This window comes from Nostoc sp. DedQUE04 (genome assembly GCF_034530995.1).
Lineage (GTDB): Bacteria > Cyanobacteriota > Cyanobacteriia > Cyanobacteriales > Nostocaceae > Nostoc.
The window spans coordinates 57,103-83,756 of the sequence record NZ_JAVRCA010000037.1; the positions used below are offsets into that span (position 1 = coordinate 57,103).

Below are 26,654 nucleotides of genomic sequence, written 5' to 3' on the forward strand. Positions count from 1 at the left end.
CAAACTGTTTAACTATAAGCATTTCAGCTTTACAAGCGTGCCATTCTCTACATAACTGATGTCGCCACCATTATCAGCAACTTCTAACCGGAGAATGTAGCTATCATTCTGCAACAGCGATGGGTCGAACTGACCCAGTACACTATTAGCGATCGTTAGAAGTTTACTTCCGGCCACTCCGGGTTAGCTTTGGCTACTTTTGCCGCACTGAAGTTTTAATTTAGTTGCTCTCGGATTTCGTGTTTGAGGAAAGTAGGTTGCTCTCCTTGATGCTTTTATGCAATTTTTAGTTACATATATCAACCCCTAATTGCACAATTTTGGTTGATTTCAAGCACAGTAACTCAGCTAATGTACAGCCAAATATTTTACACAAAGCAGTAAGGACTTCTGGAGAAGCGTTTTTGACATCTGTATTTGTCTCCATCCTGTTCAAGTACTGGCGAGAAATATCTACTTCAAATTCAGTAAGCCTTTTGGATAAATTCAACAACGGTATATCGCCACGCAACTCACGCATTTTTTGCCCACGCGCAGCTGTCCATTTTATAGAACCTACTTCTGTCAGTGGTAACATCACGATCTCTTCCATATCTTCTCTACTTGCCATATTATGCAACTTCTAGTTTACAATCAAAATAGTTTATTGCAACTATTTGTAGCATAAATTTAGTCATTGCGATCGCACTGTGCCAGTTGCGTGAGTCCTAGAGATTACTGACCATAGCCCATATCCTTCGGGTGACATCCAAAGGGTAAATTCCTCAAGCTGTGGGGTGTTAGGGTCGGTGCAGCAGCTGTCAATATCACTTCACCTTTAGCATTCACTACCCACCCTGAGCTTCCATAATCTGTGTACTCAGTGCTGAACTTTTCTCAATATTTCCCCTACTGCTGTACTTTTGTGCTTGTCTTGGTACAGCAGTGACTCGCCAATCTTCCCAAACTGTATCATTGTTAAGTACAGTGTTGGGGGAAGGAGGTAAACCACCACGTCCAACGAGCGTGAAGCTACTATTACCTCTTTTGGCACAGAAGTTTTGGTTAATTAATTGTGAGGCATCCACTACTTCTAGTGGCAATTTCTCTAAACCATTTGTGGGATCTTGTTGTGGTGTATTGAGTTGCACTGTACCATTCAACTGCTGATTAGCTCCTGTAGCAGTGATATCGCTATTTGGGGTGGGTACATCACGAAATTGAGTGCCCAATACTCCCTTGGCATTGATTGTCACCTGACCTCCTCGAAAGTCAGTAGAATTTGCACTGATATCACTATTGCCAAATGCAACCAAAAGATCAGTATTAATATTGATATTGCCACCAATGACGTTTTCTCCAGAAGCGTTTGTGGTGATGTTGCTGTTACGAAGCAATAGTAAATCTTGAGAGCGCAGAGTAATAGTAGCTTGTTCTTTACTTGGGTCAGTATTGACAGCTTGGGTATTAGCATCAACAGAGGCGTTGTTGTTCAAACGGATAAAGTCAGCATTAATATTTAAATTCCCTGCAATTCCTTTACCTAAGCTGCTGACAGTTATTATCGCTCCATCTTGAACGAGTAATTTCTCGCTACTAATCTTCAAATCTCCTGCATCCCCAGTTGAGTCAGTAGAAGCGAACAAGCCACTACTAGAGCTACCATCAGCAGACCTACCAATTAATTGCACATCTTTAGCATTGAGAGTTAAAGAACCCCCTTTACCTGCACTCTGTGTTCCTGCGCTTATTTTTGCCCCATCACGTACAAACAATTGTTGGGTATTAATCGTCAAGTCTCCTGCATCCCCAGTTGCCCCTATGTAAGCAGTGGTAAAGAAGCCACTGGGAAACTGACTATCAGCAGTAGTACCAATCAGTTGCACATCTTTAGCATTGAGAGTTAAAGAACCCCCTTTGCCTGCACCCGATGTGGCTGCACCTATCTGTGCCCCATCGCGCACCAGCAACTGTTGAGTATTAATCGTCAAATCTCCTGCATCCCCAGTTGATCCTAACTTAGCAGATGTATTCAAGCCACTGCCAGAACGCCTATCACTAGAGACACCAATCAGTTGCACATCTTTAGCATTAAGAGTTAAAGAACCCGCCTTACCTGTACCTTCAGTGCTGGCATCAACAAATGCACCATCGCGCACAAGCAAATTCTGCGTATTAATTGTCAAGTCTCCTGCATCCCCAGTTATTCCTATGGCAGCAGTAGTAAACAAGCGGCTCTTAAGGGAACCATCACTAGACTCACCAATCAGTTGCACATCGTTAGCAGTGACAGTTAAAGAACCTCCTTTACCTGTACCCGATGTGCTGGTATTTATCAGCGCCCCATCGCGCACAAGCAACTGTTGGGTATCAATTTTTAAGTTTCCTGCATCTCCGGTTGAGTGAGTAGAAGTTAACAAGCCGCTAGGAAAGCGACCATCACTAGAGCTACCAATCAGTTGTATATCTTTAGCAGTGAGATTCAAAAAACCCCTTTACCTGTACCATACGTCTCTGCATCTATTTGTGCGCCATCTAGCACAAGCAAATTTTGGGTATTAATCGTCAAATCTCCTGCATCTCCAGTTATCCCTGAATAAGCTTGAGTAAACAAGCCACTCCTAAAGCGATCGTCAGTAGAAGTACCAATCAGTTGTATATCATTAGCAGTAACAGTTAAAGCACCCCCTTTACCTGTACCGTATATACTGGCATCGACGTATGCCCCATCCCGCACGAGCAAACGTTGGGTATTAATCGTCAAATTTCCTGCATCGCCAGTTGACCCTAAACCAGCTTGAACAGACAAGTCACTGGCAAACTCACCATTTGCACTCCTACCAATTAGTTGTATATCTTCAGCATTGACAGTTATAGAACCCGTCTTACCTGCACCATATGTCTGCGTAGCGACATTTGCCCCATCGCGCACAAGCAAATTTTGGGTATTAATTGTCAAGTCGCCAGCATCCCCGGTTGAGTAAGCATAATTAAACAAACCACTGGGAAACTGACTATTAGCAGTACCAATCATTTGCACATCTTTAGCATTGACTGTTAAAGAACCCGCCTTACCTGCATCCGATGTATATGCAGCTACTTGTGCCCCATCCCGCGCCAGCAAATTTTGGGTATTAATTGTCAAGTCTCCGGCATCTCCTGTTGATTGAGTAGAAGCAAACAAGCCACTGGGAAACAGACCATCGGCAGTAGTGCCAATCAGTTGCACGTCTTGAGCATTGACAGTTAAAGAAGCGCCCTTACCCGTACCAAATGTGGCTGTACTTACTTATGCCCCATCGCGCACGAGCAAATTTTGGCTATTAATTGTCAAGTCTCCGGCATCCCCGGTTGAGTAAGCAGAAGCAAGCAAGCCACTGGAAAAGTAACCATCAGCAGATGTACTAACTAGCTCTAATAATTCAGTAGCATTTACTACTAACTTGCCACCTTTTTCTCCTAACAGAGTACTTGCTTCTATCTGGGAACCATCGGCTATGGTGACACGCCGACCCTGGATTTGGATGTCACCGCTACCTGCGCCACTGGCATCTACCGCTGAAAGTTTTGATAGTTGAATATTGCCAAAGTTTTGCACTCCATCGTAGCTCAAGGCAAAACCTTTAGTTATCGGTGTGAGAGCAACTAGACTGTTATCCCCTACACTGCCTAACTCTATTCTTCCTCCTGCTGTCTTTAGCGTTGCTCCCTCTAAGGAAATATCGCCAGCCACCAAGGCTAAAGTTTGATTGGCTGGCACTCGCAGTGCATTTGTTGTATCAATCAATTCACCTGTGACCCTTGGCCCTTGACCGTCGCCTTTGACCTCAATAGTGCCTGGATTGACTTTATATTGCAAGCCAATAGGTGTATTTATCGTTAGTAAAGGTGTAGATTCAGGAGTTGTAGCACTGAACTCAAAACCATTAACAAATTTGATGCTACTTGCTGTGCTAGCAATAAATGAACCACCAATATCTAAGCGGGCATTTTCTCCAAAAATAATACCGTTAGGATTAATTAAAAATAAATTCGCTGTAGCGTTTGTCCGCAGAATTCCATCTATTTTTGATTGCGAACCACCTGTAACTCGACTAATAATATTTTGAATATCTGGAGCATTATTAAAGTAAGCTGTAGTATCTTTGAGAACAGAAAACTCTTTGAAACTATGAAACAGATTAGTTCCTGCTTGTGTGCCACCAGTAATATTTATAATATTGTTTAGTGTATTTACATTGCTATTATTCGGTAATGTTGTATCTGGGGTAATTTGTCCAATGGCGATATTTGGGTGAAATACGATCGCTATTCCTAATGTAAGTAACCAATCTAAATGTCTGACACTACCCGCAACCATCCCTAGCTTTAAAAACCAGTTTTCACCCATACTTACCCCAGACATTACACCCTCAAAGTAGGTAGCCGTTACTGAATTACAGTTAGTAGACACAAAATTACTGTACAACCTGATTTTCAAGTACCTAGTTTTGGATAAACGAATAGAGCGATCGCTCTTTCCAACGTCATCGGCTGAAAACCTGATTATTTCGTCAAATTCACCAAGTTTTTAATCTAAATAAAGGATTATAAAAGACTACCTGAAACCTCAAAGACATTGATTTATATTGTCATGATTCGTATTACGATTGGGTGAGTGGCATGATTTTTGAATGGTTTCGACTGTTTAAAACATCCTCTGACAAAAGTTTTCGACCTACTGAAATTTTTATCTATTTTGGTGAGAAAACCTCATAGGTAGCGAAGCGGAGTTTAGGTATAAGAGCCAGTTAAATTAGCGATCGCTCTCTTGGCGGTATTTGCTTTTGGTGTCAGCGAAACCGATAACAAACTTGATGACGTTTCGTTCTCAGTTTTCCACAGAACCAGGAAGGCGATCGCACCTTTGGGAAGAGAACTGAGGATCGAGCAAGCGATCGCAGCGAAGAGGGAAGGTTGCAACGTTATCTAAAAGTTACGCCAGAGCAGAAGAGTAAAGACGCTAAAATTTAATTCTGTTGATAAGGGTTAGGTTGATGAGTCCATCACTTGAAAAAGTTTTAAGCGAGATTGAGCAACTGACTCCAGAGGAGCAATTGACAGTGATGGGGCATTTGCTGGAGCGTGTGAAGAAACATATCACTCAGGCGCAACCAAAACGCAAGTGGAGCGATTTGAAGGGTATGGCACCCTATCCATTATTAGGTGAAGATGCTCAAGAATGGGTTTCCCGGACTCGACGGGAAGGAGATGAGCATCGAGAACGGTTGTTGTGAGCAGAAGAATGAAAATTAGTAATGCCTTAGCTGGAGTTTCTCGCTTATTTCTCGACACAGCACCTGTAATTTATTTTGTAGAACGCAATCCGTTGTTTGTGGATTTAGTCGATCCAATTTTTGATCGGTTAGAAGCTGATATTACAGCAGTAGCATCTGGGATAACGTTATCAGAGTGTTTGGTGGCTGCTATCCGTCTGGGGTTAGTGGATTTAGAGCAGGCTTTTGTCGATGTGTTGCAACAAGAACAAGTAGTTTTTGTAGAAATTAATGCTGCTATTGCGCGAGAAGCCGCGAAAATTCGGGTGCGTTATAACCTTCAGTTACCCGATGCGTTGCAGGTGGCGGCGGCGATAATTGCTGGTTGTGAGGCGTTTTTGACCAATGATGCGGCTTTTAAGCGGGTGACGGAGTTGAGGGTTTTGGTGGTGAGTGAGTTGTTGGTGGAGTGAGCAAACTATTTGCAATATTTATTAAAGGGCGCGATCGCTCTAGCTAGAGACGCTGTTAAACAATGTCTTGCCTTGATACAAGAATTGAAACGGCTACAAGCAGCATAAGCACCGTGTCGGTGTAGAGCCGCGTATCTCGGCACGACTCAGTGAGTCAAAATTTCGTGAAGTGGTAGCTTACCGCAACGTAATTCGTAGTATCACATCGCGGTAAATTCAAAAGCTGCTATTCCCATAAAAGAATTGAAGGCAGTTGTTCCAGATGAGTTAGGCGCAGCAAAGTATAACCAATACCAACCTCCCCCCGGAACAAACCAGGAACGTATACGCTTGAGTGTAGGGCAGGTTCGAGATAATACCCTTTGTGTCTTGCTTGCTGCACAATTTGTAAAGCATGGACTCTGGCATTTGTCAATAAATCTGGTTTTCCCAATCGGCTGGCTGCACAAAGCAGCAATTCAATCTGTCCCATCTGACCGCAGCATAGCTGGTTTACTATCCCTCGTTTCTGGGTGAGTTGCTTTTGGGTAGTTTTGATTGCCACTTGAATATCCTGATGAATTGCTTCAGTTGACAACATTGGCAGTCCGCCGAGGCGGGCTAAACCGATACCAGTTGCACCGTGACACCAACTAGACATCAGTGAAGAAGATTCAGATTTAGCAGTTGCTTGGAGAAATTTAGAAAAGTCCCTGAGATCGGGCCAGTTGCCTACCTCTGGTAAAAATATACTTTGTTCGTAGGCGATCGCTTCTGCCGCAGCCGCCCGAAACTCAGCATCATTCGTCACCTGTGCCAGTTTGAGCAGGGCGTAGGCAATTCCGGCTGCTCCGTGGGAAAAGCCCGTTAACAATCGACCATCCAGCGTTTTCCAAGCTCTGCCTTTAGAAGTTATTACACTTTGGGCTAATAAATGACGACCAATCAAGCAGGCAGATTCCAACACAACCGGGTCGCCAACAACCTGGTACAATGCCAATAAACTCAAAAGCGTACCTGCTGTACCGCCAGCGATATCCAAACTGCGATCGCTAGTAATTGCCTCTGGTACTATCGAGTATGCCAAATTCAAAGCATCTGCAAGCAAGCGATCGTCATTGAGAAACTGACCGATTTTAGTCAGGCTGTAAATCCATCCTCCCAGTCCAGCTGATAAGCCAAGATTCAGGTTCGAGAATTCACCTTTTGGCTGTTCAATTTTGGATAATGCCTGACGAAACTCCTGCAACGCTCCCAAACACAGTTCTCGAAACTCTCCATCTTTTTTAATATGCTCTACCGCTGCCAGAAATAATGCAATTCCTAATTTGCCATCAAAAAGGCTGAGTTCAGTGGGTTGAAATTGGAATCGCTGTTGTTGAGCGATAAACTGATGGTCTGTATTTACACTAGACCACTGGAGTCCTTTATAATGCCTAGTTCCTTGATTGTGGCTGCCTAACCCGCTAAAATCAAAGCCTGAGTTACCATTGGATGCTGGATGCCAGACGGGTAATAGAGCAGTACGCATCACGGAATTATCTACGCGATGGAATGCAAGCTGTTGAGCAGTCTGTAGGTTTGCCCATGACTCGTTTTTCGGTCGATGCTGCATCACAGTTTCGGTATCAATCAGAACTGGATGTTCTCCAGAGGCAATGATATTTTCGTAGTGACAATCAGTAGCGTCTAGCACGTAAACCAAACAAAGTAACATCCCTGCCCGTTGGTAATGGCGTTTTATTTGGGCTGTATCTTCACAGGCTTGGGAGGTGACAAACTCCACCCAGCCGTGACTATCGCGGTTAATTACTTGCAAGGTTTTTAGAGGCAGAGGTGAACCCTGTTCGTTTAACCAAGCCAAAAGCTGATTGTACGCCCGTTCAACGCCTAAATGCTTGGGTTTGTAAACTAAGCGCAGATTTGGCTCAATTTTCAGTGTAATTACAGAGCGTCTGCCGTGATGGGGGTCAGATCGGAGAGGCTGCACCGATGTCACCTGACCCAGAGGTAAACCGTTGTTAAATTTCTCTGCAATCTCCGACCAGTCTGCGTCTAAGTGATGGAGAAATTCAAGCTGGGATTCTACCCAAAGCTCGGTTGTCGTAGCCAGTAACCTAGCTAGAGCAGCATATTCTACAAAAAAAGAAATTAGTTTGCCCTGCAACATTTCCCGAACAAACCGGATATAGAGGCTGCGGCTTTGCAGTTCTTGTGTCTGTGTCAGTAGACGGGTAAAAGAGGATTGTTGAGCGACTCGCCAACTGCTAAAAGCTATCTGCAAAGGCTGTGTGGCGATGTCAATTAACTGACCGAGCAAGCTACGCTCAAATACACCATGAACCTCATCGGTTAATCTCTGGTAAGACTCGCCAGTTCTAGCAATCAGTTCTTGTTGGGCAAATAAAACAAATGGGACAAGAATCTCTTCAAAGGGGAGGGGAGATTGGGAAATCAAAAAGCGATGTGAAGTCGTGGGATCGGGATTTGTTGCTGCCTGAGAAAAGGCAAGATTGAGAACAGCTGAGAGCGTCTTTGCCCAGTTGGGTAAGGGAGCATCGTGGCGCAAACATACAGGTGCGATCGCGTTTTTTGCTGTTTCTAAATTCAGCCCATCCCATTGCAAGTATTGTTGAAAATGCTCGAAATTTCCTTTTGCTACTGTCTGACACCAAGTATCCAGACGCGATTGCAAGAGTTTTTCATTCCTTTCAGCGGAGGGTAAGAAAATCTGGCGATCGAGTCGTTCAAACAGGTTGCTAGCGCGGCTAACGATGCTGTGCAACTGGGCTGTGGAAATAACGGGGTTGGCGATCGCGGGCAACTGCTGTGTAGAGATACTAGAAATAACTGCGTTCATCTTAATTTGCCTTATAAACTACGATGTAGAGCTTGTAATACGGTGGCAGTGGTGAAGACGCAATGCTTGTCAAACACTAGACTGCCTTGAATCGTGCCGTGGTAAATCCACTGGTTAAACTGATTGGGATTTAGGTCATCTGTTAATGGAACTTGCAACCGGGCTGAGGAAACCCAAGAACCATTGGGCTGTTGCTGTGCTAGTAACCAATCGGTTGCCTTGGCGATCGCTGCTTGTACTGCGGTATCTTGCCGTCTCAGTATCAGCAGTCGCAAGCACCAAGCTGTGGCAAATGGCGAACCAGAGGGGCGATCGCTAGTTGCAACAAATCCTTGGGAATTGAGGCGGTTCATTCCCCATGCCACGGCGTTGGTAATACAGTCAGAATTTGGATAACAAGCGGCAATTGCCTCAGCCGCTAGAGCCGTTACATATTCGGGGTCTTGCCACCAGTAAGCCAGCCAGCTACCATCATTTTGCTGAGTCGATCGCAAATAATCCTGGAGCTGAAAGCGGTATTCGGGCAAAGCTGCAATTGCCGCACTCACGCAAGTATGCGAACCGCACCAACCCGCAAATCCTATTTCGGGAGAAGCATGAATAAAAGCCCGAATCGATTCCTCACTCTCATAGGTGCAAATGCCTCCATCCGGCCGCTGATGAGCTGCTAGGGATTGCATCGCTTGACGCGCCCGTTCTGAATTACTCTCACCAATAGCGCAAGCAAGCTGGAGTACCCAGCCAGTACTATCTGCATCGCCAGGAGGCAAGCGATTGTAGCCCCATTTGCCATTGGCGCGATGGCGGCGACTATTGAGCAGATTCCAAGCTGTGGAAACAGCTTCAGGTATACGGTTATCGGGTATATTTGCTAACATTGCTCCCACATAACCCGTTACCCATTCATCGCTCAAGCCAGCCGCTAGCTGAAAATCAATCCACCACCCCTCGGAATTTCGTGCAGTTAGCAAAAAAGTAACGGCTGATTCGATAGCGTCTGCGTCGCCACGTTCTTGCTTGGTTGCGTCCTCTGTACTCTTTGCATTTATCGTCTCAGCAGAACGTCCAGGTATTTTACTGAGGGGTTGATGCATTGCACCAAAATAAATTTTGCTTGCTAGGGGTTGCCCTGATTGATAAATGAGTTTGATATGGTTCAATCCTCGGATGTAAATGCGATCGCCCAGACGCTTTACTAGGCTATAGCCAGAGTATTTGAGCAAAGCATCCCTGGTTTCTTTGGCACATAAACCTTGGGAAGTGAGATAATCTAGCAGCGATTCCCATTGTCCGTTTACGCAGGCTTGGTAGCGGGTGAGAAAAATTCCTTCAATGCCAATTCGCGGATAAATCTGTTCACCAATATCAAGGTCGAGGATAATGCCATCAACGCAGCCAGAAAGGGAGTTGACGAGCTTTTCTACCTCTGCAAGCTGTCCTGTCCAGCCTATTTCCTTCAAATATGGCAGCAATTCCGAGGGAGAACCGACAAGGCAGAGTCTTATTGCTTGCACGGTTCGGGAAAACATCAGTCCAACCTGAAAAATGCTCGTTTGGGGAGGCAACCGCTTGATACAGTCGATGAATTTTTTCTCTAAGGCGGGAGGCAAGGGCGTGCCTAATAATAAAGGCATAGCTTGTTCCCAAATCCAAGAGTAGTTGAAGGAGATTCCTGAATTATCTGGTGGGCTAGTCACTCCGAAAAATAACCCAGGTATGGGGATATTATTTGTATTAGTATCGCCATCCGGCTTGGAATCAAACTCTAACCAAAGATCGCCAATGAAGTAATGCAGTAAGGAAGACGGATCTGCCCATTCGGTGCAGAACTTCTGAATTTGTTGCCAAACGGGATGCTTACCAAAGTCCTCTGACAGACGTGTATGGGGGTTTAAGCCTGCTAAAATTTCTCGACCAGTCTCGGTAACTTGAAAAGCAAAGTCAACTACAGAAGCAGAAGGTTGCAGGCGATATTCAAAGCCATAAGTGGAAGCGATCGCATCTGGAAAGTAACTGCTTACAGAATCGAGTTGTTCTATCGCTTCTGGACAGACTAGGGCGGTCAGATGCGGCTTGATGGGTTGCAGAGAGTCTTTTAAAGAGTACAGCCAAGTATGAGTGCGTTGGTAAACCATGACAGAAACAAAGATGATTCAGAATAGGCGTAAGCGATCGGATTAGTTTCGGCGGTTGCTGGTTCGCTAGGTTTGAGATGGGAAAATAATTTAAGTCGTTCTTCGGTAGACGATTGGATTCATTGAAGTTTCAGCCAAGTCTCCGGGTTTCAATCCTGGCAAACAGGTAGATAAGTTGCGTTGGCGAATTACAGCGGCAAACTGCTCCTGCGGTAGAGCATCGGCGGGTACAGGGGGCATCGTTACCCTGGCGCCATCGGCGTAATAAACAATCACTAAGGCTTCGCGGGTGCGATCGCTTGTGTTTTTCCGCGAACTGTGCAGCGTCCAGCCAGAATGGAAACTCGCATCTCCGGCTGCCATTGCTCCATAATTTTTGAGTTGAAACCCCGATTTAATAATGGATTGCTCAAACTCATCCATTGACTCATCTAGCGGCATTGAAGCCCCGATATAGCCCTGTTTGTGGGAACCGCTAGCAAAAGTCATCGGTGCCATTTCTGGGGAAACCTCCGACAGAGCAATCCACATTGTGACTATCTGAGTTGTATCTAGGGGCATAAAGTAACCATCTTGATGCCAGGGTGTATTGCCGCCTCCCGGTTTTTTGAAATAAGATTGGTCGCGGAATAAGCGGACAGTATCAACTCCTAATAAATCGGCAGCAATCTTGCCAAATCGACGAGCTAAAACAAAGCGTTGGGCAACTAAATCTAGTTGGTAAAGGTTTTCAACAAACTGCCATCCTTGACTTTGACCGCTAACAGTCTTTTCCATCGCCTGCTGTTCGCGATCGTAGCGGTCAACCGTTTCTACTAACGCAGGTTTGTACACAGCTATTTCTTTTGCAGAAACTACACCACGCACCAGCAAATGTCCATCCTGCTGAAAGTTATGGATTTGCTCGGTTGCAAGGTCATAATCGCTGTCTAGAGGGAAGTTATTTACCTCAGAAATATCAAACGCTGAACTCGCTTGTGAGTAATTTGCATATTTGTTTGCTGGCTCAGTCTGCGTAGGCGCATATACAGTAGAATTGGTTTTAGTGTCTGTCAAATTTGGGTTAGGCATATACTTTAGGTTTAGATGAGAAATGATGTTTGATTTGGTTTGAGGTAATCGTTTGACTGCCTTCTGTATTACTTCTTGGGAGAACTGAAATCAAAATATGCAACCTTTGAAATTATCAGAACTTACGCACTCAGATCCCCCAACCCCCTTTTTAAGGGGGCTTTAGAATTTCCCCCCTTTTGAAGGGGGGCTAGGGGGGATCTAGGTTTCAGGCTAATGCTGCTGTTACTGCTATAGTTGTTGCCACGGTTGAAGCAGTTTCATCACAGCCTTTAGTGGCAACGCAACCACTTTGCCCAGAAGCACAGCCTGTCCAACTGTGATTTTGCGTATCGCTTCCGCCTGCAACTAATTCCAGTTCTGCATCGGATAATTCTCTGTTAGCTTCTAATTCAGAGAAATCTAATGCTGGCAGCACTAAATAGTAACGATTTGGAGTTTCTTCTAATACACTGACTTGGATATTAGTTGGAAAATTCAATCCCTTTTGTGCCATTACAGTTTTCGGGTCAGCAATCAAACGACCGCGAAAGTCTGCATCTTGGGCTGCTCGTGCAAGTAATTGCACTTCGATTTCTAGCATGTGTGCTGTTGGGCTTACATCAGAATTTTCAGGTGTTTGATTAGTTAAATCTTGAGTGCCTAATACTGGCAGTACTAGATAGTAATGACTTGGCGTTTCCTCAACTACAGTTATTTTTGTTTGAGTGGGAATATTCCATCCATTCTCTGCTGCAACTGTTAGAGGGTCGGCAATCAAACGACTGCGAAAGTGTGAATTTTGTACTGCTTGTGTCAGCATTTGTGCTTTAATTTCAAACATTGTCGCTCTCCTAATAAAGATGTTGTTTGTTTTTGATGTTTGGTTTGGAGGTAATCCTTTGACTGCCTTCTGTATCACTCCTTGGGAGAACTGAAATCAGAATATGCAGCCTTTGAGATTATTAGAAATTTAGAGGTACAGGAGAATGTTCGGATGGGAATTGACACCCCATCTGAACGGAAGCCGCGCAAATTATGATTTTTATAAAGTTGGTTTTTCTGGTAGAAGTTATGAGCTATCAAAATTCCAAGACAAGCTTCTACTCTTTAAAATCAAAACTTGTTTTTGTCTGAGACAATGACTGACAAAAGCATTTTTGCCAGTCTTTATTGTCATAATGCTGCTGTTGCGGCTAAAGTTACTCCCACAGTTGCAGCCGCCGCATCACAGCCTTTAGTAGCAACGCAACCACTTTGCCCAGAAGCACAACCTGTCCAACTGTGATTTTGCGTATCGGTTCCGCCTGCAACTAATTCCAGTTCTGCATCGGATAAATCTCTGTTAGCTTCTAGTTCAGAGAAGTCTAATGCTGGCAACACCAGATAGTAACGATTCGGGGTTTCTTCTAATACGCTGACTTGAATATTAGTTGGAAAATTCAATCCCTTTTGTGCCATCACAGTTTTCGGGTCAGCAATTAAACGACTGCGAAAGTCTGCATCTTGGGCTGCACGTGCAAGCAATTGCACTTCGATTTCTAGTATGTGTGCTGTTGAGCTGACATCAGAATTTTCAGGTGTTTGATTAGCTAAATCTTGAGTACCTAATGCTGGGAGTACTAGATAGTAATGACTTGGCGTTTCCTCAACTACAGTTATTTGTGTTTGAGTCGGAATATTCCATTCATACTCTGCTGCAACTGTTAGAGGGTCAGCAATTAAACGACTGCGAAAGTGTGAATCTTGTACTGCTTGTGTCAGCATTTGTGCTTTAATTTCAAACATTGTCGCTCTCCTAATTAAGATGTTGTTTGTTTTTGATGTTTGGTTTAGAGGTAATCCTTTGACTGCCTTCTGTATCACTCCTTGGGAGAACTGAAATCAAAATATGCAACCTTTGAGATAACTAGGAATATTTCAATTTGATAAAAATGCTTGAAAGACAGTGATATCAAGGTATTGGCGATTTTCCTCAACACCAAAGATTTTCAAAACTGCATAAATCAACTCTGGTGTTGCCAATAAGTTAGGTAAATCGATTTGAACATCATCTACTCAAGTCATAATGGAGGTTTTATTTAAATAACTTGTTAATTGCAATACTGAAGAGCTATATAGCAATTTGAAAAAAAAGGCAAAAAATACACACCTCAAATCTTTGTGATATGTAGTTCTCTTAATTTTGAATTTTGAATTTTGAATTTTGAATTATTAAAAAGGTGTCACATGGTTACACAACAAAATAACCTTTTCCGAAAAAAAGCTTTAGAAAATCTATCTTCCCCTGAACGCTTGGATCGGGTGATGACAGTTATCCAACCGATGCATTGGTTGTCTTTAGCTGCCCTTGGTTCGTTGGTAGCAACGGCAGTTATTTGGAGTATTGTTGGTCGCATACCGATAACGGTTTCAGGACAGGGGGTGTTAGTTTATCCAAGTAAGGTTGTATCGTTGCAAGCGCCGGCTTCGGGACGAATTGTAGCGATGAATGTTAGTGTTGGTGACTATGTAAAAAAAGGACAGGTGTTAGCAATCATCGATCAAGCTGAATTGCAAAGCCAATTACAGCAACAGCGTACCAAGCTAGCCCAATTACAATCGCAAAATTACAGTTCTAACTTACTCCAAGGGCAACGCAAGCTAGAAGAAAAAAGAGCGATCGCCCAGCAACGTCTCAGTCTCCAGCAACGTCTCCAACAAGCAACCAGCTTAACTCCTATTTTGAGAAATAGAGGTCTCAGTTCTCTGCAAGTACAACAGCAAAACTTACTCCAGAGTCGAGCGATCGCCGTCAGTATGATTCCCGCTCAACGCAAGCTATATGAGGGACTCCAAAAGCTGCAAGCAGAAGGAGGAATTTCTCAGCAAAACCTTTTACAGCAACAACAAGCATACCAAGATGCTCTTAAACAAGTATCTGATATTGATGCTCAACTCAAACAACTTGATGTCCAGCAGGTGGAAATAGAAAAAACCTACCGCGAAAACTTCAGCCAAATTAATGATTTTCAATCCCAACTACAAGAACTTGATACCAACGAAAAAACTAAAATTGAGCAAGATTTTGACGCTGCAACCAACCGACAAAATCAAATCCAAGAAGTCAAACGCAATATTGCCCAATTACAAGTCCAATTAAATCAAAACAGTCTAATTATTAGCGAGTACAACGGACGGGTTTTAGAAATTAGTACATCTTTTGGGCAAATTGTTTCTCCAGGAAGCTCCATCGCTGTCATCCAAGCAGAGGAACCATCTGCTAAACTCATGGGTTTGACTTTCTTTTCTGTTGGTGATGGTAAGAAAATTCACGAGGGAATGAAGGTACAAATTACACCTTCTACAGTAGAGCGCGAACGATTTGGCGGTATTGTGGGTACTGTAACCCATGTTTCAGCTTTTCCCGTGACTAAAGAGGGTGCTTTAAATGCGATCGGTAATGCAGAGATTGTGGAAAGCTTAATCTCTCCAGGGCCTCAAATTCAAGTTGACGCCCAGTTGCAGCCAGACAATTCAACTTTTAGCGGCTATAAGTGGTCTTCTTCTAAAGGCGTTGAGATGAAAATTTCTTCTGGAACCACCACTAGCGTCAGAGTTACCACAGAAGAGCGATCGCCTATCAGCTTTATTTTTCCTTTTCTCAAGTCTTTAACTGGTGTAAATTAACCTCACACAACAAAAATGCTGTCACAACTACAAGTAAAATTTACAAAGAAAAATAATCGCCGTTCTGTTTCTAGTGCGATCGCTTCTGGATATAAGAAAATTCGCCGTCGTACCCCAACTGTTTTGCAGATGGAGGCGGTAGAATGTGGTGCTGCTGCTTTGGGAATTATCTTAGGTTATTACGGTCGGATTGTACCCCTACCACAATTGCGTCAAGATTGTGGAGTATCGCGGGATGGCAGCAGAGCTGTAAATATCCTCAAGGCTGCTAGAAGTTACGGGTTGAATGCCAAAGGCATGAAAGCAGACTTAGATGGACTGCGACAGTTGCAATGCCCTTACATCGTTTTTTGGAATTTTAATCATTACTTAGTTGTAGAGGGGTTTAATAACAAGCAAGTTTACATCAATGACCCCGCAACTGGGCCGAGGTCTGTATCCCTAGAAGAATTCGATGCAAGTTTTACAGGTGTTGTACTGCTTTTTACACCTAGTGAAAATTTCAAAAAAGGTGGTAGTAAACCTAATGTTCTTCTAGGTTTGCGGGAACGTTTGCAAGGGTCTGGCCAGGTACTCGCTTTCTGCATTTGTGCTGGATTTTTACTAGTCATTCCTGGAGTGGCATCACCTATATTCTCCCAAATTTTTGTAGATAATGTTTTGGTGCAGAACAGACAAGATTGGCTGCGACCGCTTTTGTTAGGAATGATCCTGACAGCGATCGTCAATGGACTGTTGACATTACTACAGTTAAAGTTTCTGCGCCGGATGAAAATTAAGTTATCTGTGGGTATGTCGAGCCGATTTCTATGGCACATTCTACGCTTACCTGTGAGTTTTTACGATTGCAGATTTGCTGGAGAAATCAGCAGCCGCATCCACCTAAACGACAGATTAGCCAATCTGCTTTCAGGGAAGTTAGCCACAACTGCGATCGCCGCAGTCATGGTAATTTTTTATGCTATTGTGATGCTGCAATATGATGCGGTGTTAACCTCAATTGGCATTATTTTTGTTGCCATTAATCTCCTGACTTTGCACAAAATCTCTCGGTGGCGCGTAGATGCCAACATCAGATTAATACAGGAACAAGGCAAAGTTAACGGAGTAGCTATTTCTGGTCTTCAAAGTATGGAAACCTTGAAAGCATCAGGCTTAGAATCTGATTTCTTTGCTCGCTGGGCGGGTTATTATGCCAAATCGATTAACGCGTACCAGGAAGTAAATATAACTAACCAGACTCTGGGAATTTTGCCTTCGTTCCTGTCAGCAATTACATCAATGCTAGTTTTAGTTATTGGTGGACTGCGGGTTATGGATGGGAACCTGAGTATCGGAATGCTAGTAGCATTTCAAGGATTGATGCAAAGTTTTATGGAACCTGTGAATAATCTCGTTAGTCTTGGTAGCGACCTCCAAGAAGTCGAGGGTAGTTTAAATCGCTTGGATGATGTTTTGCAAAACCCGGTAGTTGCAGAGTTGACAGAGGAAACACAGCAAGCACAGGAGAAAGTTTTTGCTAATTACCTCCAACCCAAATTGCAGGGGTATGTCAAGTTGGAGAATGTGACATTTAGTTACGGCGAAGTAGAAACTCCCTTAATTGAAAACTTCAATTTATCAATTAAACCAGGACAGCGAGTTGCCTTGATTGGTAAGAGTAGTTCCGGTAAGTCTACCATTGCCAAACTGATATGCGGGTTGTACGAACCAACTCAGGGAGAAATTAAGTTTGATGGCATACCTAGAAACCAAATTCCTCGCCAAGTCATAGCCAATTCTATCGCCTTCGTAGAGCAAAATATTTTACTATTTGCTGGTAGCGTCAGGGACAATTTAACCCTTTGGGACACTACTGTATCTGAAAGTTCCTTAGTGCAAGCATGTAAAGATGCAGCGATTCACGATGTTATCCTCTCTTTACCTGGGGGCTATGATAGTAAACTCTCAGAAGGAGCTGCTAATTTAAGCGGCGGTCAAAGACAGCGTTTGGAAATTGCTCGTGCTTTGGTTAACAACCCCTCTATTCTGATTGTGGATGAAGCAACGAGCGCCTTGGATACTGAAACAGAAAAAATTATTGACCAAAAACTACGTCAGCGCGGATGTAGCTGCATTATCGTGGCGCATCGGCTGAGTACTATCCGCGATTGTGATGAAATTATTGTCCTCGATCGCGGAAAAGTCGTGCAACGCGGTACTCATGAAGAATTGCAACAAGTTGAAGGATATTATTTGCAATTAATCCGTAGTGAGGGCTGGGGTGAGAAAATTTTGTAAGGATTCAGGTTTCCGTTTTTTCAACGCAAAGGTACGCAAAGGTTAGCGCAAAGGTACGCAGAGGTTTTAATTCGCTATGTTCCAAAATAATTAGACGCATCTTCATAAGGAACAAAATATGCTAAAAAAAGTGCGTTTATACCTCTATACAAGTCAAATGTGGCGACGCAGGTTGCAAATTGTCCTTTTAGTTATGTTGGGGCTAATTTTCACGTTGAGTTTTCATATCCTTCCGGCTGAATCTAAACTTACTCAATTTTCAGAACAGTCGATTAGAGAAAAAGTTTCAGCACCAACAAATATTGAACAACTAATACAACAAGGTAGAACTTTTTACCAAACAGAAAAATTTACTCAAGCGGCACAAAGCTTGCAGCAGGCTGCACAGATATATGAATCCCAAAAAGATGAGTTGAACCAAGCTTTAGCGTTAAGCTATCTCTCTTTAACACAACAGAAACTAGGACAATGGAACCAAGCAAAGGCAACAATTTCTAGCAGTTTAAAGTTACTTATTCAAACAAAGCCCAGAAGTAAAGAAGCAAAACACATTTTAGCTCTTGCTCTCAATACTCAAGGTATTTTGCAATTAGCGTTAGGACAAGCTGAATTAGCTTTAGAATCATGGCAACAAGCAGCCAAAACCTATACTCAAATCGGCGATACAGCAGGTCATATTGGTAGTTTAATTAACCAAGCTACAGCCTTGGAATCTTTGGGATTTTCTACGCGAATGATGAAAATTTGGCAGCAAGTGGAGCAAAATCTCCAAGCACAGCCAGACTCCCTACTGAAAGTTTTAGGATTACGTAGTTTAGGCAATACCTTAAGAGTGAGGGGCGATTTAGAAAAGTCTCAGCAGCTACTTGAGCAAAGTTTAGCAATGGCTCAAAATATGGAATTGCCTCAAGAGGAAAGTGCTACTTTGTTGAGCTTAGGTAATACTTTATATAGTTTTGGCAACAAAAGTCTACAACGTGATGCAAGTAGTGAGGAAAATCCTTTGCCACTATATTGTAACCACGATGTGATTTCAGAAAATGCTAAAACCTATTATCAAAAAGCCGCAGACTTATACTATAAAAGTGCGATTAAATCTACATCAGCGATCGCTAAAATTCAAGCCCAACTCAATCGCCTAACTGTATTATTATCTCTTGGGCAAAATCTCTCAAATGAAGAGTTAGAATTATTACAATCTAATTTAGCAGAACTTACCCCAAGTCGAGCTGTAGTCTATGCTCAGGTAAACTTTGCCCGGAGTTTAGTATGTCTCAATGAAGCAAGTCAAAAGACAAAAGAAAATTTTACCTTCAATGTAGATAAAATTTCTCAGATATTAACAAAAGCTGTTCAACAAGCCCAAGACCTGCAAGATCGGAGGTCTGAGTCTTACGCATTAGGTAACTTGGGTCAGTTATACGAACAGACTAAACAATTGTCGCTGGCTCGGCAATACACCGAACAAGCCTTGAACCTCGCACAGGTAATTGATGCATCAGATATTGCCTTTCAATGGCAATGGCAGTTGGGCCGTCTACTGTTGGCGCAGGGAAATTCACAAGCAGCAGTGGCAGCTTACACTGAAGCAGTCACCACTCTCAAGTCTTTACGTACTGATTTGGTGTCCCTCAATCCAGATATTCAGTTTGACTTGCGCGATCGCGTAGAACCAGTATATCGGCAGTTAGTTGGTTTATTGTTACAACCTGAGAAACCGAGCCAGAAAAACTTAAAACAAGCTCGTGATGTCATTGAAGCGTTACAGTTAGCTCAACTAGACAACTTTTTTCGAGATGCCTGTTCGATTGTTCAACCAACCTCAATTGATGAAGTGGTTGATAATGCTAATCCTGCCACAGCAGTCATCTACCCAATTATTTTGACAGACCGTGTGGAGGTAATTGTCAAGTTGCCGCATATAGAGCAACTTCATCACTACAGGACTTACAAAGCAAAAAGTGAAGTAGAGACAGTACTAGAACAGTTACAAAAAAAACTTAAGCAACGTTATACATTTAGCGATCGCCAGGCGCTTTCTCAACAAGTATACAATTGGTTAATCGAACCTTTAGAGGCAGACTTGGCTCAAAGCCAAATCAAAACCCTAGTGTTTGTGTTAGATGGTTCCTTGCGGAATATTCCGATGGCAGCCCTCTACAATGGCAAGCAATATCTCATAGAAAACTACAGCGTTGCCCTATCTCCTGGTTTGCAACTGCTAGAACCCAAATCAAAACCAAAACGATAGCTCTTAAAGAATTTCAAAGATTAGCAGAATGGGAACCAGCAAATAAACAACAACTAGCATTGGAGCATCTAGCAAGTTATTTTGAAGAAAAATGCTATTGGGCAGTTAAAAATATCTGTAAATTTCAAAACCAAGAAAATTGGGAAGAATATCTCTGTTTTGCGAGAGTGATAATTTACGATCCCTTGAAATTAGCAGAAATATTGTCTAAATATAATTCGCAGCAATCTAATATTGAGACGTATGTAACAACCGCCTTAGAAAACAGCATTAAAGATGAAATGCGAGTGAAAAAGTTTTCTAAGTGGCGAATGTTATGTAAAAAGAGCGATAAAGAGTTAAGAGAAGCACTGCAAGTATCAGGGCTTGGCGAACCTAATATTTCTCAGATTATTTTTGCTAAAAAATATTTTAAACAAGTTTATTTATTTAACAAAGTTCAAAATCCTGCCAGAAAAAATGGTCAGAAATGGCCCGATCCAGATACAGAAGATTTTGAACAAGCTGCTCAGTGTTACAATGCAGAGAAAGTCTTGTCTTCTGCACCTCATGAAGTATCTGCTGCAAATAATATTACCGCCAAGCAAATTCAATCTTGGATGGAAAATTCTATTGCAGCATTACAAAACTATCCAAAATCTATAGTACCTCAATGGTCTCTTGATGCCTTACAAACTAGTGGATATGAAGCACAATCTGATATCCAAGAAGAGACTTTAGAACTGGAATGGCACGACTCAGCAGAAGAAGTAGGAGAAAGTCAGCAATTTCTTAACAAAAAAACTAGTTCGTCTTTGCGCGAACAACTAGAAGCGATGAAACCTGAATTTCAAAAACTTTTGCTGCTTTACTATGGGTTTGGGCTTAATCAACAACAGTTAGCAGCTAGGTTAGAAATTAATCAAAGTACAATTTCTCGGTATTTGAAAAAGTCTACAATTACGCTGTTAGAAACTTTAGCAGGCATATCCCAATCTCAACAATGGGTCAATGATTATGTGACAAATTGGTTAGAAAAAGATTACACTAATCCCTCACACTCAGATTTGATTCAAGCAGCTTTAGTCTCAGCTATCAAAAAACTATCTGGGGAAGAAAAAGAAATTTTTCAACTTTGTTACGGTCAAAAATTGAGTGAAAGCAAAATTGCCAACCAATTAGGTATCAAACAAACTGAACTAAAGGAAAAACTTTCTCAAACTCAGTATAAGCTACAAGCAAATTTGCTCGAACAGATAAATATTTGGGTGAAAGAGTATGTAGAAAAATGGTTATCAAAGCACTATAAATCTCTAAGTAAATCAATTCTCAAGCAAAGATATAATTCAGGCGAAAAATTAGAAATAGAAGAAACGATTAATATCGTTATCGATGTATATTTTCCCAAATCTAAGTAAATACAAGTAGGTAAAGTCAATGTTTAACTTAATGGAATTAGCAAGTAATAACACAAAGCATCTTTGGTTAAAAATTGCAGAAACAGAACAAAAAAAAGCGTGGCAATATAGCCAGCAACACCACTCTAATCCTATCGCTCGTTACAATTCATATCTGAATCATATTTGCTTGGATAGTTTCATCACTTGGCTTGAAGATTGGCTACAAGAAGAATCCGGCCCGAAACCCTCAGTATGGCCTGGAAAAGATACTCTACCTACTATTTTAGAAGTAGTGAATGGTATAGCTATTCAATTAGGTGAAACACGATTAATACTATTACCAACTGAAACGACAGATTTAGAAGAATTATCTGTACCGCAGGAGTGGGTAGATATCCCCAATTGGATAGCTGACTATTATTTAGCAGTACAGGTAAATTTGGATGATGAAGATGAATGTTGGATGGCGGTACGTGGCTTTGCAACTCATCGTCAATTGAAAAATGAAGCTAGATATAATCAAAGCGATCGCACTTATTCTTTAGCAGTTGATGAGTTAACAGAAAACTTTACCATACTGTTAGCAACATTAGGACTAAATTTCCGAGAAGAAGTGTCACCTTTAACAACTTTATCAACAGATGAAGCTCAAGATTTGTTACGAACTTTAGCTAATCCATCTATTTATTCACCGCGTTTACGTTCAGATGTATCATTTAGCCAATGGGCAGGACTAATTGCTAACGAACAATGGCGACAGCAACTCTACAATCAGCGTTTAGGTTTATTGCAAAGTGAGGTTTCACCTGTTGCTGACATTGTACCCAACAAAATACAAGTAAATTTGAGTCAATGGTTCGACAAAGTTTTTGAGATAGGTTGGCAATCCATTGATACGCTAATCAATACGCCACAGTTGGGAAATTTAGCGTTTGCTACCAGAAGTTTTGATGCTTCTAGGATATCTGGTGTTAATGGGGGTAAACTCATTGATTTGGGAATGCAATTAGGAGAACAATCTGTAGTACTGCTAGTTGCTCTGACTGAAGAAGCACAGGAAAAAATTGGTGTTTTAGTGCAAGCGCATCCTACTGGTAATCAAAAGTATTTGCCACCCTATTTAAAACTAGTACTTTCTAGTTCAGGAGAGACTTTACAAGTAGTTGAATCTAGAACTCAAGATTACTATATTTCACTAAATCGTTTTAAATGTTTGCGTGAAACTAGCTTTAGTATTCAATTGATTTTAGGTAATTTTAGCATTACAGAAGATTTTGTGGTTTGATAAGTAGAAGGTAGGGGAGGGTTTAGTAATTAACGATGGGTAAGTTAGTTGTTATAAATTTAGATAAAGGTAATTTAAACGATGGCTTCTCGGTTGTTAACGCACAATTGTGGGAAACTAACAACTCTCGCCCAATGCAATTTACAGGTAGTTTACCCGCAGCCCCAGAAATTGCTGAACTCTATAAACGCTATCAATTAATATATCAAGCACTGCAACAACGATTTCACGGTCGTGCTTTAATTGAAATAGAACCAGTTGGTTTGACTAATGTTAGTGAAATCGATTTTACTGAAGTTTGTCGGGAGTTGCATCAGCAAATTAATAGTTGGCTCAACTCAAATTCTTTTCGTAAAATTGACCAACAATTACGAGCCAGATTGACTTTAGATGAAGAATTTCAGGTGATTATTGAAACAAGCGATCGCCTGCTACGAAAACTACCTTGGCATCTATGGAACTTTTTTGAAGATTACCAAAAATCAGAAGTAGCTTTAACTCCTCCAAGTTATGAGCTAGTTAGAGTTTTACCTAAAAAAAATGGCAGACTAGTTAGAATTTTGGCGATATTAGGTAATAGTACAGGAATTGATATCCAACAAGACCAAACATTACTAAAGCAATTACCTCATGCATCAACAATATTTTTGGTAGAGCCTTCACGCCAAGAATTAGATAAGTGGTTATGGGATAAACAAGGCTGGGATATTCTATTTTTTGCAGGCCATAGTCAAAGTCAAGAAGATACAGGTTTAATACATATTAACCAAACCAGCAGTTTAACCATACCCGAATTAAAAAATGCTTTGAGATATGCAGTTGCACAAGGTCTAAAACTTGCTATTTTTAACTCCTGCGATGGTTTGGGATTGGCATGGCAGTTAGCCGATTTGCACATTCCCCAAGTTATTATTATGCGAGAAAATGTGCCGGATTTTGTTGCTCAAGAGTTTTTAAAGAATTTTCTCTCAGCTTTAGCAGAAGGTCAATCTTACTATTTAGCAGCACGTTACGCACGAGAAAGATTACAAGGTCTAGAAGATGAATTTCCTACTGCTTCTTGGTTACCAATGATTTACCAAAACCCAGCAGCAGAACCGCTGACATGGAATGGGTTACGCCAGCAAACAGCAGCGATATCTTCTCCTTGGTTCAAAAAAAAGAGACTGCAAACAGCATTTGTGGCAAGTATAGCGATCGCCCTTGCAACAGCAACCCTGCGATCGCTAGGAATAATGCAACAATGGGAACTGTCGGCTTTCGATTCGATGATGCAGCTCAGACCAGATGAAGGCCCAGACCAACGCCTATTAATAGTTAAGATTACAGAAGCAGACATTCAAGCCCAAAAGCAGCGGCAAAAATCCTCGTTATCAGATGAGGTATTGCAACAGTTAATGCAGAAATTGGACTTATACCAACCAAGAGCCATCGGTTTGGATCTCTATCGTGATTTTACAGTAGAACCTCAATACAAAGATTTAGCAACTCGCTTGCATAAAAGTGACAAGTTTTTTGCTATTTGTAAACTCAGTGGAGACAATACACAAGCAACTGGCATTTCACCTCCGCCAGAAATTCCAGGCGATCGCGTTGGCTTTAGTGATGTTGTGCTAGATAGTGACTTTGTAGTTCGTCGTCAGCTATTAGCCGTAACTCCAGACCCAGAATCCCCGTGTAAAACACGCTACTCCTTAAGCTGGCAACTGGCAAGTCACTATCTAGCAAAAGAGGGGATTCAATTTCAAATTAACAATCAAGGATATTTGCAACTTGGCAAAGTTGTCTTTAAACCTATAGATATTCCTACAGGTGGTTATCAACAATTTGACGCACGAGGTCATCAATTACTACTCAATTATCGCTCCTCACGCGAAGTTGCTCGACAAGTTACTCTCGCACAACTTCTCAAAGGTCAATTGAATCCCGATTGGGTGAGAAATCGGATTGTATTAATCGGTGTTGATGCTGACAGTGTTAAAGATTCTTTCTTGACACCTTACAGTACAAAAACTAGGCCCTATCAAGAAATACCAGGTATAGTAATTCACGCTCACATGGTTAGCCAGATACTTAGCGCCGTTATGAATCGCCGACCGCTGTTATGGGTATGGCCTGCATGGGGCGAAGTTCTTTGGCTGTGCGGTTGGTCATTAATAGGAGGAATAATCGCTTTGTATCATTGGTCGCGATCGCAGCTAGTTGCGATAATTGGTGTTGCATTAATTACCTTATACGGCTGCTGCTTTATCCTCTTGCTATTCGGTGGTTGGGTGCCGTTTGTTCCTACTGTTTTTGTCTTAATAACTACTGCTTTTGGAATTCGTCTATATCCCAGAGTTTACCAACAAAATACTTAATTAAACTGATTATGAATAAAATAAATTTTCGATTTCCCCAGATATTAGTGTTTAGTCTTACTTTTATAGTAGTTAGTTTTACACAACCCGCACAACCTCAACAACCACCTAACAATAACTCGAATAGTACTAAAATCCGCTTTATTCAACCAACTTTAGAAAAGGAACCAGAAAACCGGGGTGCGCCTAGCGATCGCCAAGGAGCAGGAACGCGTGGTGATTGTCCAAATGTCAGCAAACCTCTAACTGCATTAGTACCATTGATACCAAGAACTTTGAGTCTAAAGCAACAAACAACTACAGACACATCCTTATCAAAATTTGTTTTAGGGTTAACAACTGCTGAATATCCTACCTTTTGGTTTTACCTTCCTTACCAAATTAAAGATATTGATGTTGTAAAGTTTGTAGTACTAGATGAAAATAATAATTCCATCACCAAAGAGCCTCTGTTAATTAACTTATCAGGAACGCCCGGAGTAATTAGCGTTCGCGTTCCGACAACAGAGAAACCATTAGAAATTGGTAAATATTATCATTGGTACTTCTTAGTTGATTGCAAATCACAAACCTCCTCTGAAGAATCAGAGGATATTGCTGTCGAAGGGTTAGTACAACGAATAGAACCGAACCCCGATTTAGTTCGTCGCTTAGGAACAGCAACACCGCAAGAACGTGTCGCCCTTTATGCTCAAGCGGGCATCTGGCAAGACGCACTGACACTTTTAACCCAACTCCGCCTTGCTAAACCAAAAGATACTATCCTAGCTTCTGACTGGCAAGACCTGTTAGAGTCTGTTGGCTTGCAAGACGTTGCCAGCGAAACTCTTACACAGTGCTGTACTCCAATAGACTTCTTGCAGAAGTCGGGAAAAGGGGAAAAGGTTTAGTATTTTCCTTTCCCCAATAAAGATGCATCCGAATGGCACGAAGACTCATGTGAAATATCGTCAGGGCAGGGTGTTGGGGGTAGGGTGTTGGGTGTAGTGTTAATAAAAATTGAATTTTAGTGCGCCAGACAAAACCAAGTTGTTCGTAATTCCCTACACCCCACACCCCACACCCTACACCCCAAAACCAGTAATACCAAGGGTTAACGCTTATCTTAGTGACATTCAGATGCATCCCTTTTCCCACAAGAGTGCAAAAAACACTTTTGCAAGAGGTCTAATACAGGACTTACGCACTCAGGTTGCTTTTTGAGGCTGGGTGTAATACCGTTTCATATCATATCCGCATAATTAGTTATAATTCCCACAACCATTGCACCCCACCCGCCTTACGGCACCCTCCCCTTGCCAAGGGGAGGGTTGGGGAGGGGTAACGCGAGAACTGCAATCATAACTAATCATCCGAACTTGGTGCAAGGTGATGCATCAAAGGTGCAAGACGATGCAACAAAGGTGCAAGGTGATGCAACAAAGGTGCAAGACGATGCAACAAAGGTGCAGATCGAGAGACTTGTGTGTACACCGTAGGCTTGCGGGGAGGCTTCTGCCAAAGCTGCGCGTTGGCAGAAGCCTCTCGTAGAGAAGGCGGTTCGTTAAAAAATTAAATGCATCTTCATACAGAATTGGTATAAGTAAATAACTAAGCGGTAAATTTTTGCACCTAGCTCAAAAGCATAAATCAACCCAGGTTTTCCCAATAGACTCATCCGCAAATGGCAAATGCTCACGGGGACTGGGTTTGAGAAACT

The 26,654-nt window shown here is 42.1% G+C and carries 20 protein-coding genes; 9 read left to right on the forward strand and 11 right to left on the reverse strand.

Features of this window, described 5'->3' with window-relative positions; genetic code table 11:
- Positions 1-12: 12 nt before the first annotated feature.
- The 6 genes from RM049_RS22980 to RM049_RS23005 form a co-directional block, all read right to left on the reverse strand.
- Positions 13-177, reverse strand: a complete 165-nt coding sequence (locus RM049_RS22980) for a hypothetical protein (protein ID WP_322705810.1) — start codon at positions 175-177, stop codon at positions 13-15.
- Positions 178-286: 109 nt separating this feature from the next.
- Positions 287-610: a helix-turn-helix transcriptional regulator gene (locus tag RM049_RS22985; RefSeq protein WP_322705811.1), complete on the reverse strand. Its 324-nt coding sequence runs from the start codon at positions 608-610 to the stop codon at positions 287-289.
- Positions 611-827: 217 nt separating this feature from the next.
- A complete protein-coding gene (locus tag RM049_RS22990; protein WP_322705812.1) occupies positions 828-2,465 on the reverse strand; it encodes an S-layer family protein in 1,638 nt (545 codons plus the stop codon).
- Positions 2,462-3,208, reverse strand: coding sequence for a hypothetical protein (locus RM049_RS22995; RefSeq protein ID WP_322705813.1), 747 nt, complete (start codon positions 3,206-3,208; stop codon positions 2,462-2,464). The genes RM049_RS22990 and RM049_RS22995 overlap by 4 nt, the downstream gene beginning before the upstream one ends.
- Before the next feature lie 60 nt (positions 3,209-3,268).
- Positions 3,269-4,432 (reverse strand): filamentous hemagglutinin N-terminal domain-containing protein, encoded by a 1,164-nt coding sequence (locus RM049_RS23000; RefSeq protein WP_322705814.1) that lies wholly within the window; start codon positions 4,430-4,432, stop codon positions 3,269-3,271.
- A gap of 320 nt (positions 4,433-4,752) precedes the next feature.
- Entirely contained in the window at positions 4,753-4,941 is a 189-nt protein-coding gene (locus RM049_RS23005) for a hypothetical protein (protein ID WP_322705815.1), read from the reverse strand.
- Between the two features lie 74 nt (positions 4,942-5,015).
- On the opposite strand from RM049_RS23005, the gene RM049_RS23010 reads away from it, so the two are divergent.
- Together RM049_RS23010 and RM049_RS23015 are read left to right on the forward strand one after the other, a co-directional pair.
- Entirely contained in the window at positions 5,016-5,255 is a 240-nt protein-coding gene (locus RM049_RS23010; RefSeq protein ID WP_099068207.1) for a hypothetical protein, read from the forward strand.
- 8 nt (positions 5,256-5,263) lie between these two features.
- Positions 5,264-5,707 carry a type II toxin-antitoxin system VapC family toxin gene (locus RM049_RS23015; RefSeq protein WP_322705816.1) on the forward strand — a complete coding sequence of 148 codons (444 nt, stop codon included), beginning with the start codon at positions 5,264-5,266 and terminating at the stop codon, positions 5,705-5,707.
- A 226-nt stretch (positions 5,708-5,933) separates the two neighbouring features.
- On the opposite strand, the gene RM049_RS23020 is transcribed toward RM049_RS23015, so the two are convergent.
- The 5 genes from RM049_RS23020 to RM049_RS23040 form a co-directional block, all read right to left on the reverse strand.
- Positions 5,934-8,546: a type 2 lanthipeptide synthetase LanM family protein gene (locus tag RM049_RS23020; RefSeq protein WP_322705817.1), complete on the reverse strand. Its 2,613-nt coding sequence runs from the start codon at positions 8,544-8,546 to the stop codon at positions 5,934-5,936.
- Positions 8,547-8,557: 11 nt separating this feature from the next.
- The gene (locus tag RM049_RS23025) at positions 8,558-10,681 is read right to left on the reverse strand and encodes a prenyltransferase/squalene oxidase repeat-containing protein (RefSeq protein ID WP_322705818.1); all 2,124 of its coding nucleotides are present in this window, start codon (positions 10,679-10,681) and stop codon (positions 8,558-8,560) included.
- 90 nt (positions 10,682-10,771) lie between these two features.
- The gene (locus RM049_RS23030; protein ID WP_322705819.1) at positions 10,772-11,752 is read right to left on the reverse strand and encodes a phytanoyl-CoA dioxygenase family protein; all 981 of its coding nucleotides are present in this window, start codon (positions 11,750-11,752) and stop codon (positions 10,772-10,774) included.
- Between the two features lie 208 nt (positions 11,753-11,960).
- On the reverse strand, positions 11,961-12,575 hold the full coding sequence (locus RM049_RS23035; protein WP_322705820.1) for an NHLP leader peptide family RiPP precursor: 615 nt from the start codon (positions 12,573-12,575) through the stop codon (positions 11,961-11,963).
- Positions 12,576-12,907: 332 nt separating this feature from the next.
- Entirely contained in the window at positions 12,908-13,519 is a 612-nt protein-coding gene (locus RM049_RS23040; protein WP_322705821.1) for an NHLP leader peptide family RiPP precursor, read from the reverse strand.
- Positions 13,520-13,960: 441 nt separating this feature from the next.
- Between RM049_RS23040 and RM049_RS23045 the strand changes: the two genes are divergently transcribed.
- The 7 genes from RM049_RS23045 (at position 13,961) to RM049_RS23075 (ending at position 25,845) form a co-directional block, all read left to right on the forward strand.
- Positions 13,961-15,400, forward strand: a complete 1,440-nt coding sequence (locus tag RM049_RS23045; RefSeq protein ID WP_322705822.1) for an NHLP bacteriocin system secretion protein — start codon at positions 13,961-13,963, stop codon at positions 15,398-15,400.
- A gap of 129 nt (positions 15,401-15,529) precedes the next feature.
- Positions 15,530-17,680: an NHLP family bacteriocin export ABC transporter peptidase/permease/ATPase subunit gene (locus tag RM049_RS23050; protein ID WP_416212656.1), complete on the forward strand. Its 2,151-nt coding sequence runs from the start codon at positions 15,530-15,532 to the stop codon at positions 17,678-17,680.
- A 118-nt stretch (positions 17,681-17,798) separates the two neighbouring features.
- Entirely contained in the window at positions 17,799-19,931 is a 2,133-nt protein-coding gene (locus tag RM049_RS23055; protein WP_322705824.1) for a CHAT domain-containing protein, read from the forward strand.
- Positions 19,932-19,990: 59 nt separating this feature from the next.
- Positions 19,991-21,328: a sigma-70 family RNA polymerase sigma factor gene (locus RM049_RS23060; RefSeq protein WP_322705825.1), complete on the forward strand. Its 1,338-nt coding sequence runs from the start codon at positions 19,991-19,993 to the stop codon at positions 21,326-21,328.
- 19 nt (positions 21,329-21,347) lie between these two features.
- Positions 21,348-22,595, forward strand: coding sequence for a DUF1822 family protein (locus RM049_RS23065; RefSeq protein WP_322705826.1), 1,248 nt, complete (start codon positions 21,348-21,350; stop codon positions 22,593-22,595).
- A 35-nt stretch (positions 22,596-22,630) separates the two neighbouring features.
- The gene (locus RM049_RS23070; protein ID WP_322705827.1) at positions 22,631-24,955 is read left to right on the forward strand and encodes a CHASE2 domain-containing protein; all 2,325 of its coding nucleotides are present in this window, start codon (positions 22,631-22,633) and stop codon (positions 24,953-24,955) included.
- An 11-nt stretch (positions 24,956-24,966) separates the two neighbouring features.
- Positions 24,967-25,845, forward strand: coding sequence for a DUF928 domain-containing protein (locus tag RM049_RS23075; protein WP_322705828.1), 879 nt, complete (start codon positions 24,967-24,969; stop codon positions 25,843-25,845).
- The last annotated feature ends 809 nt before the right edge of the window (positions 25,846-26,654 follow it).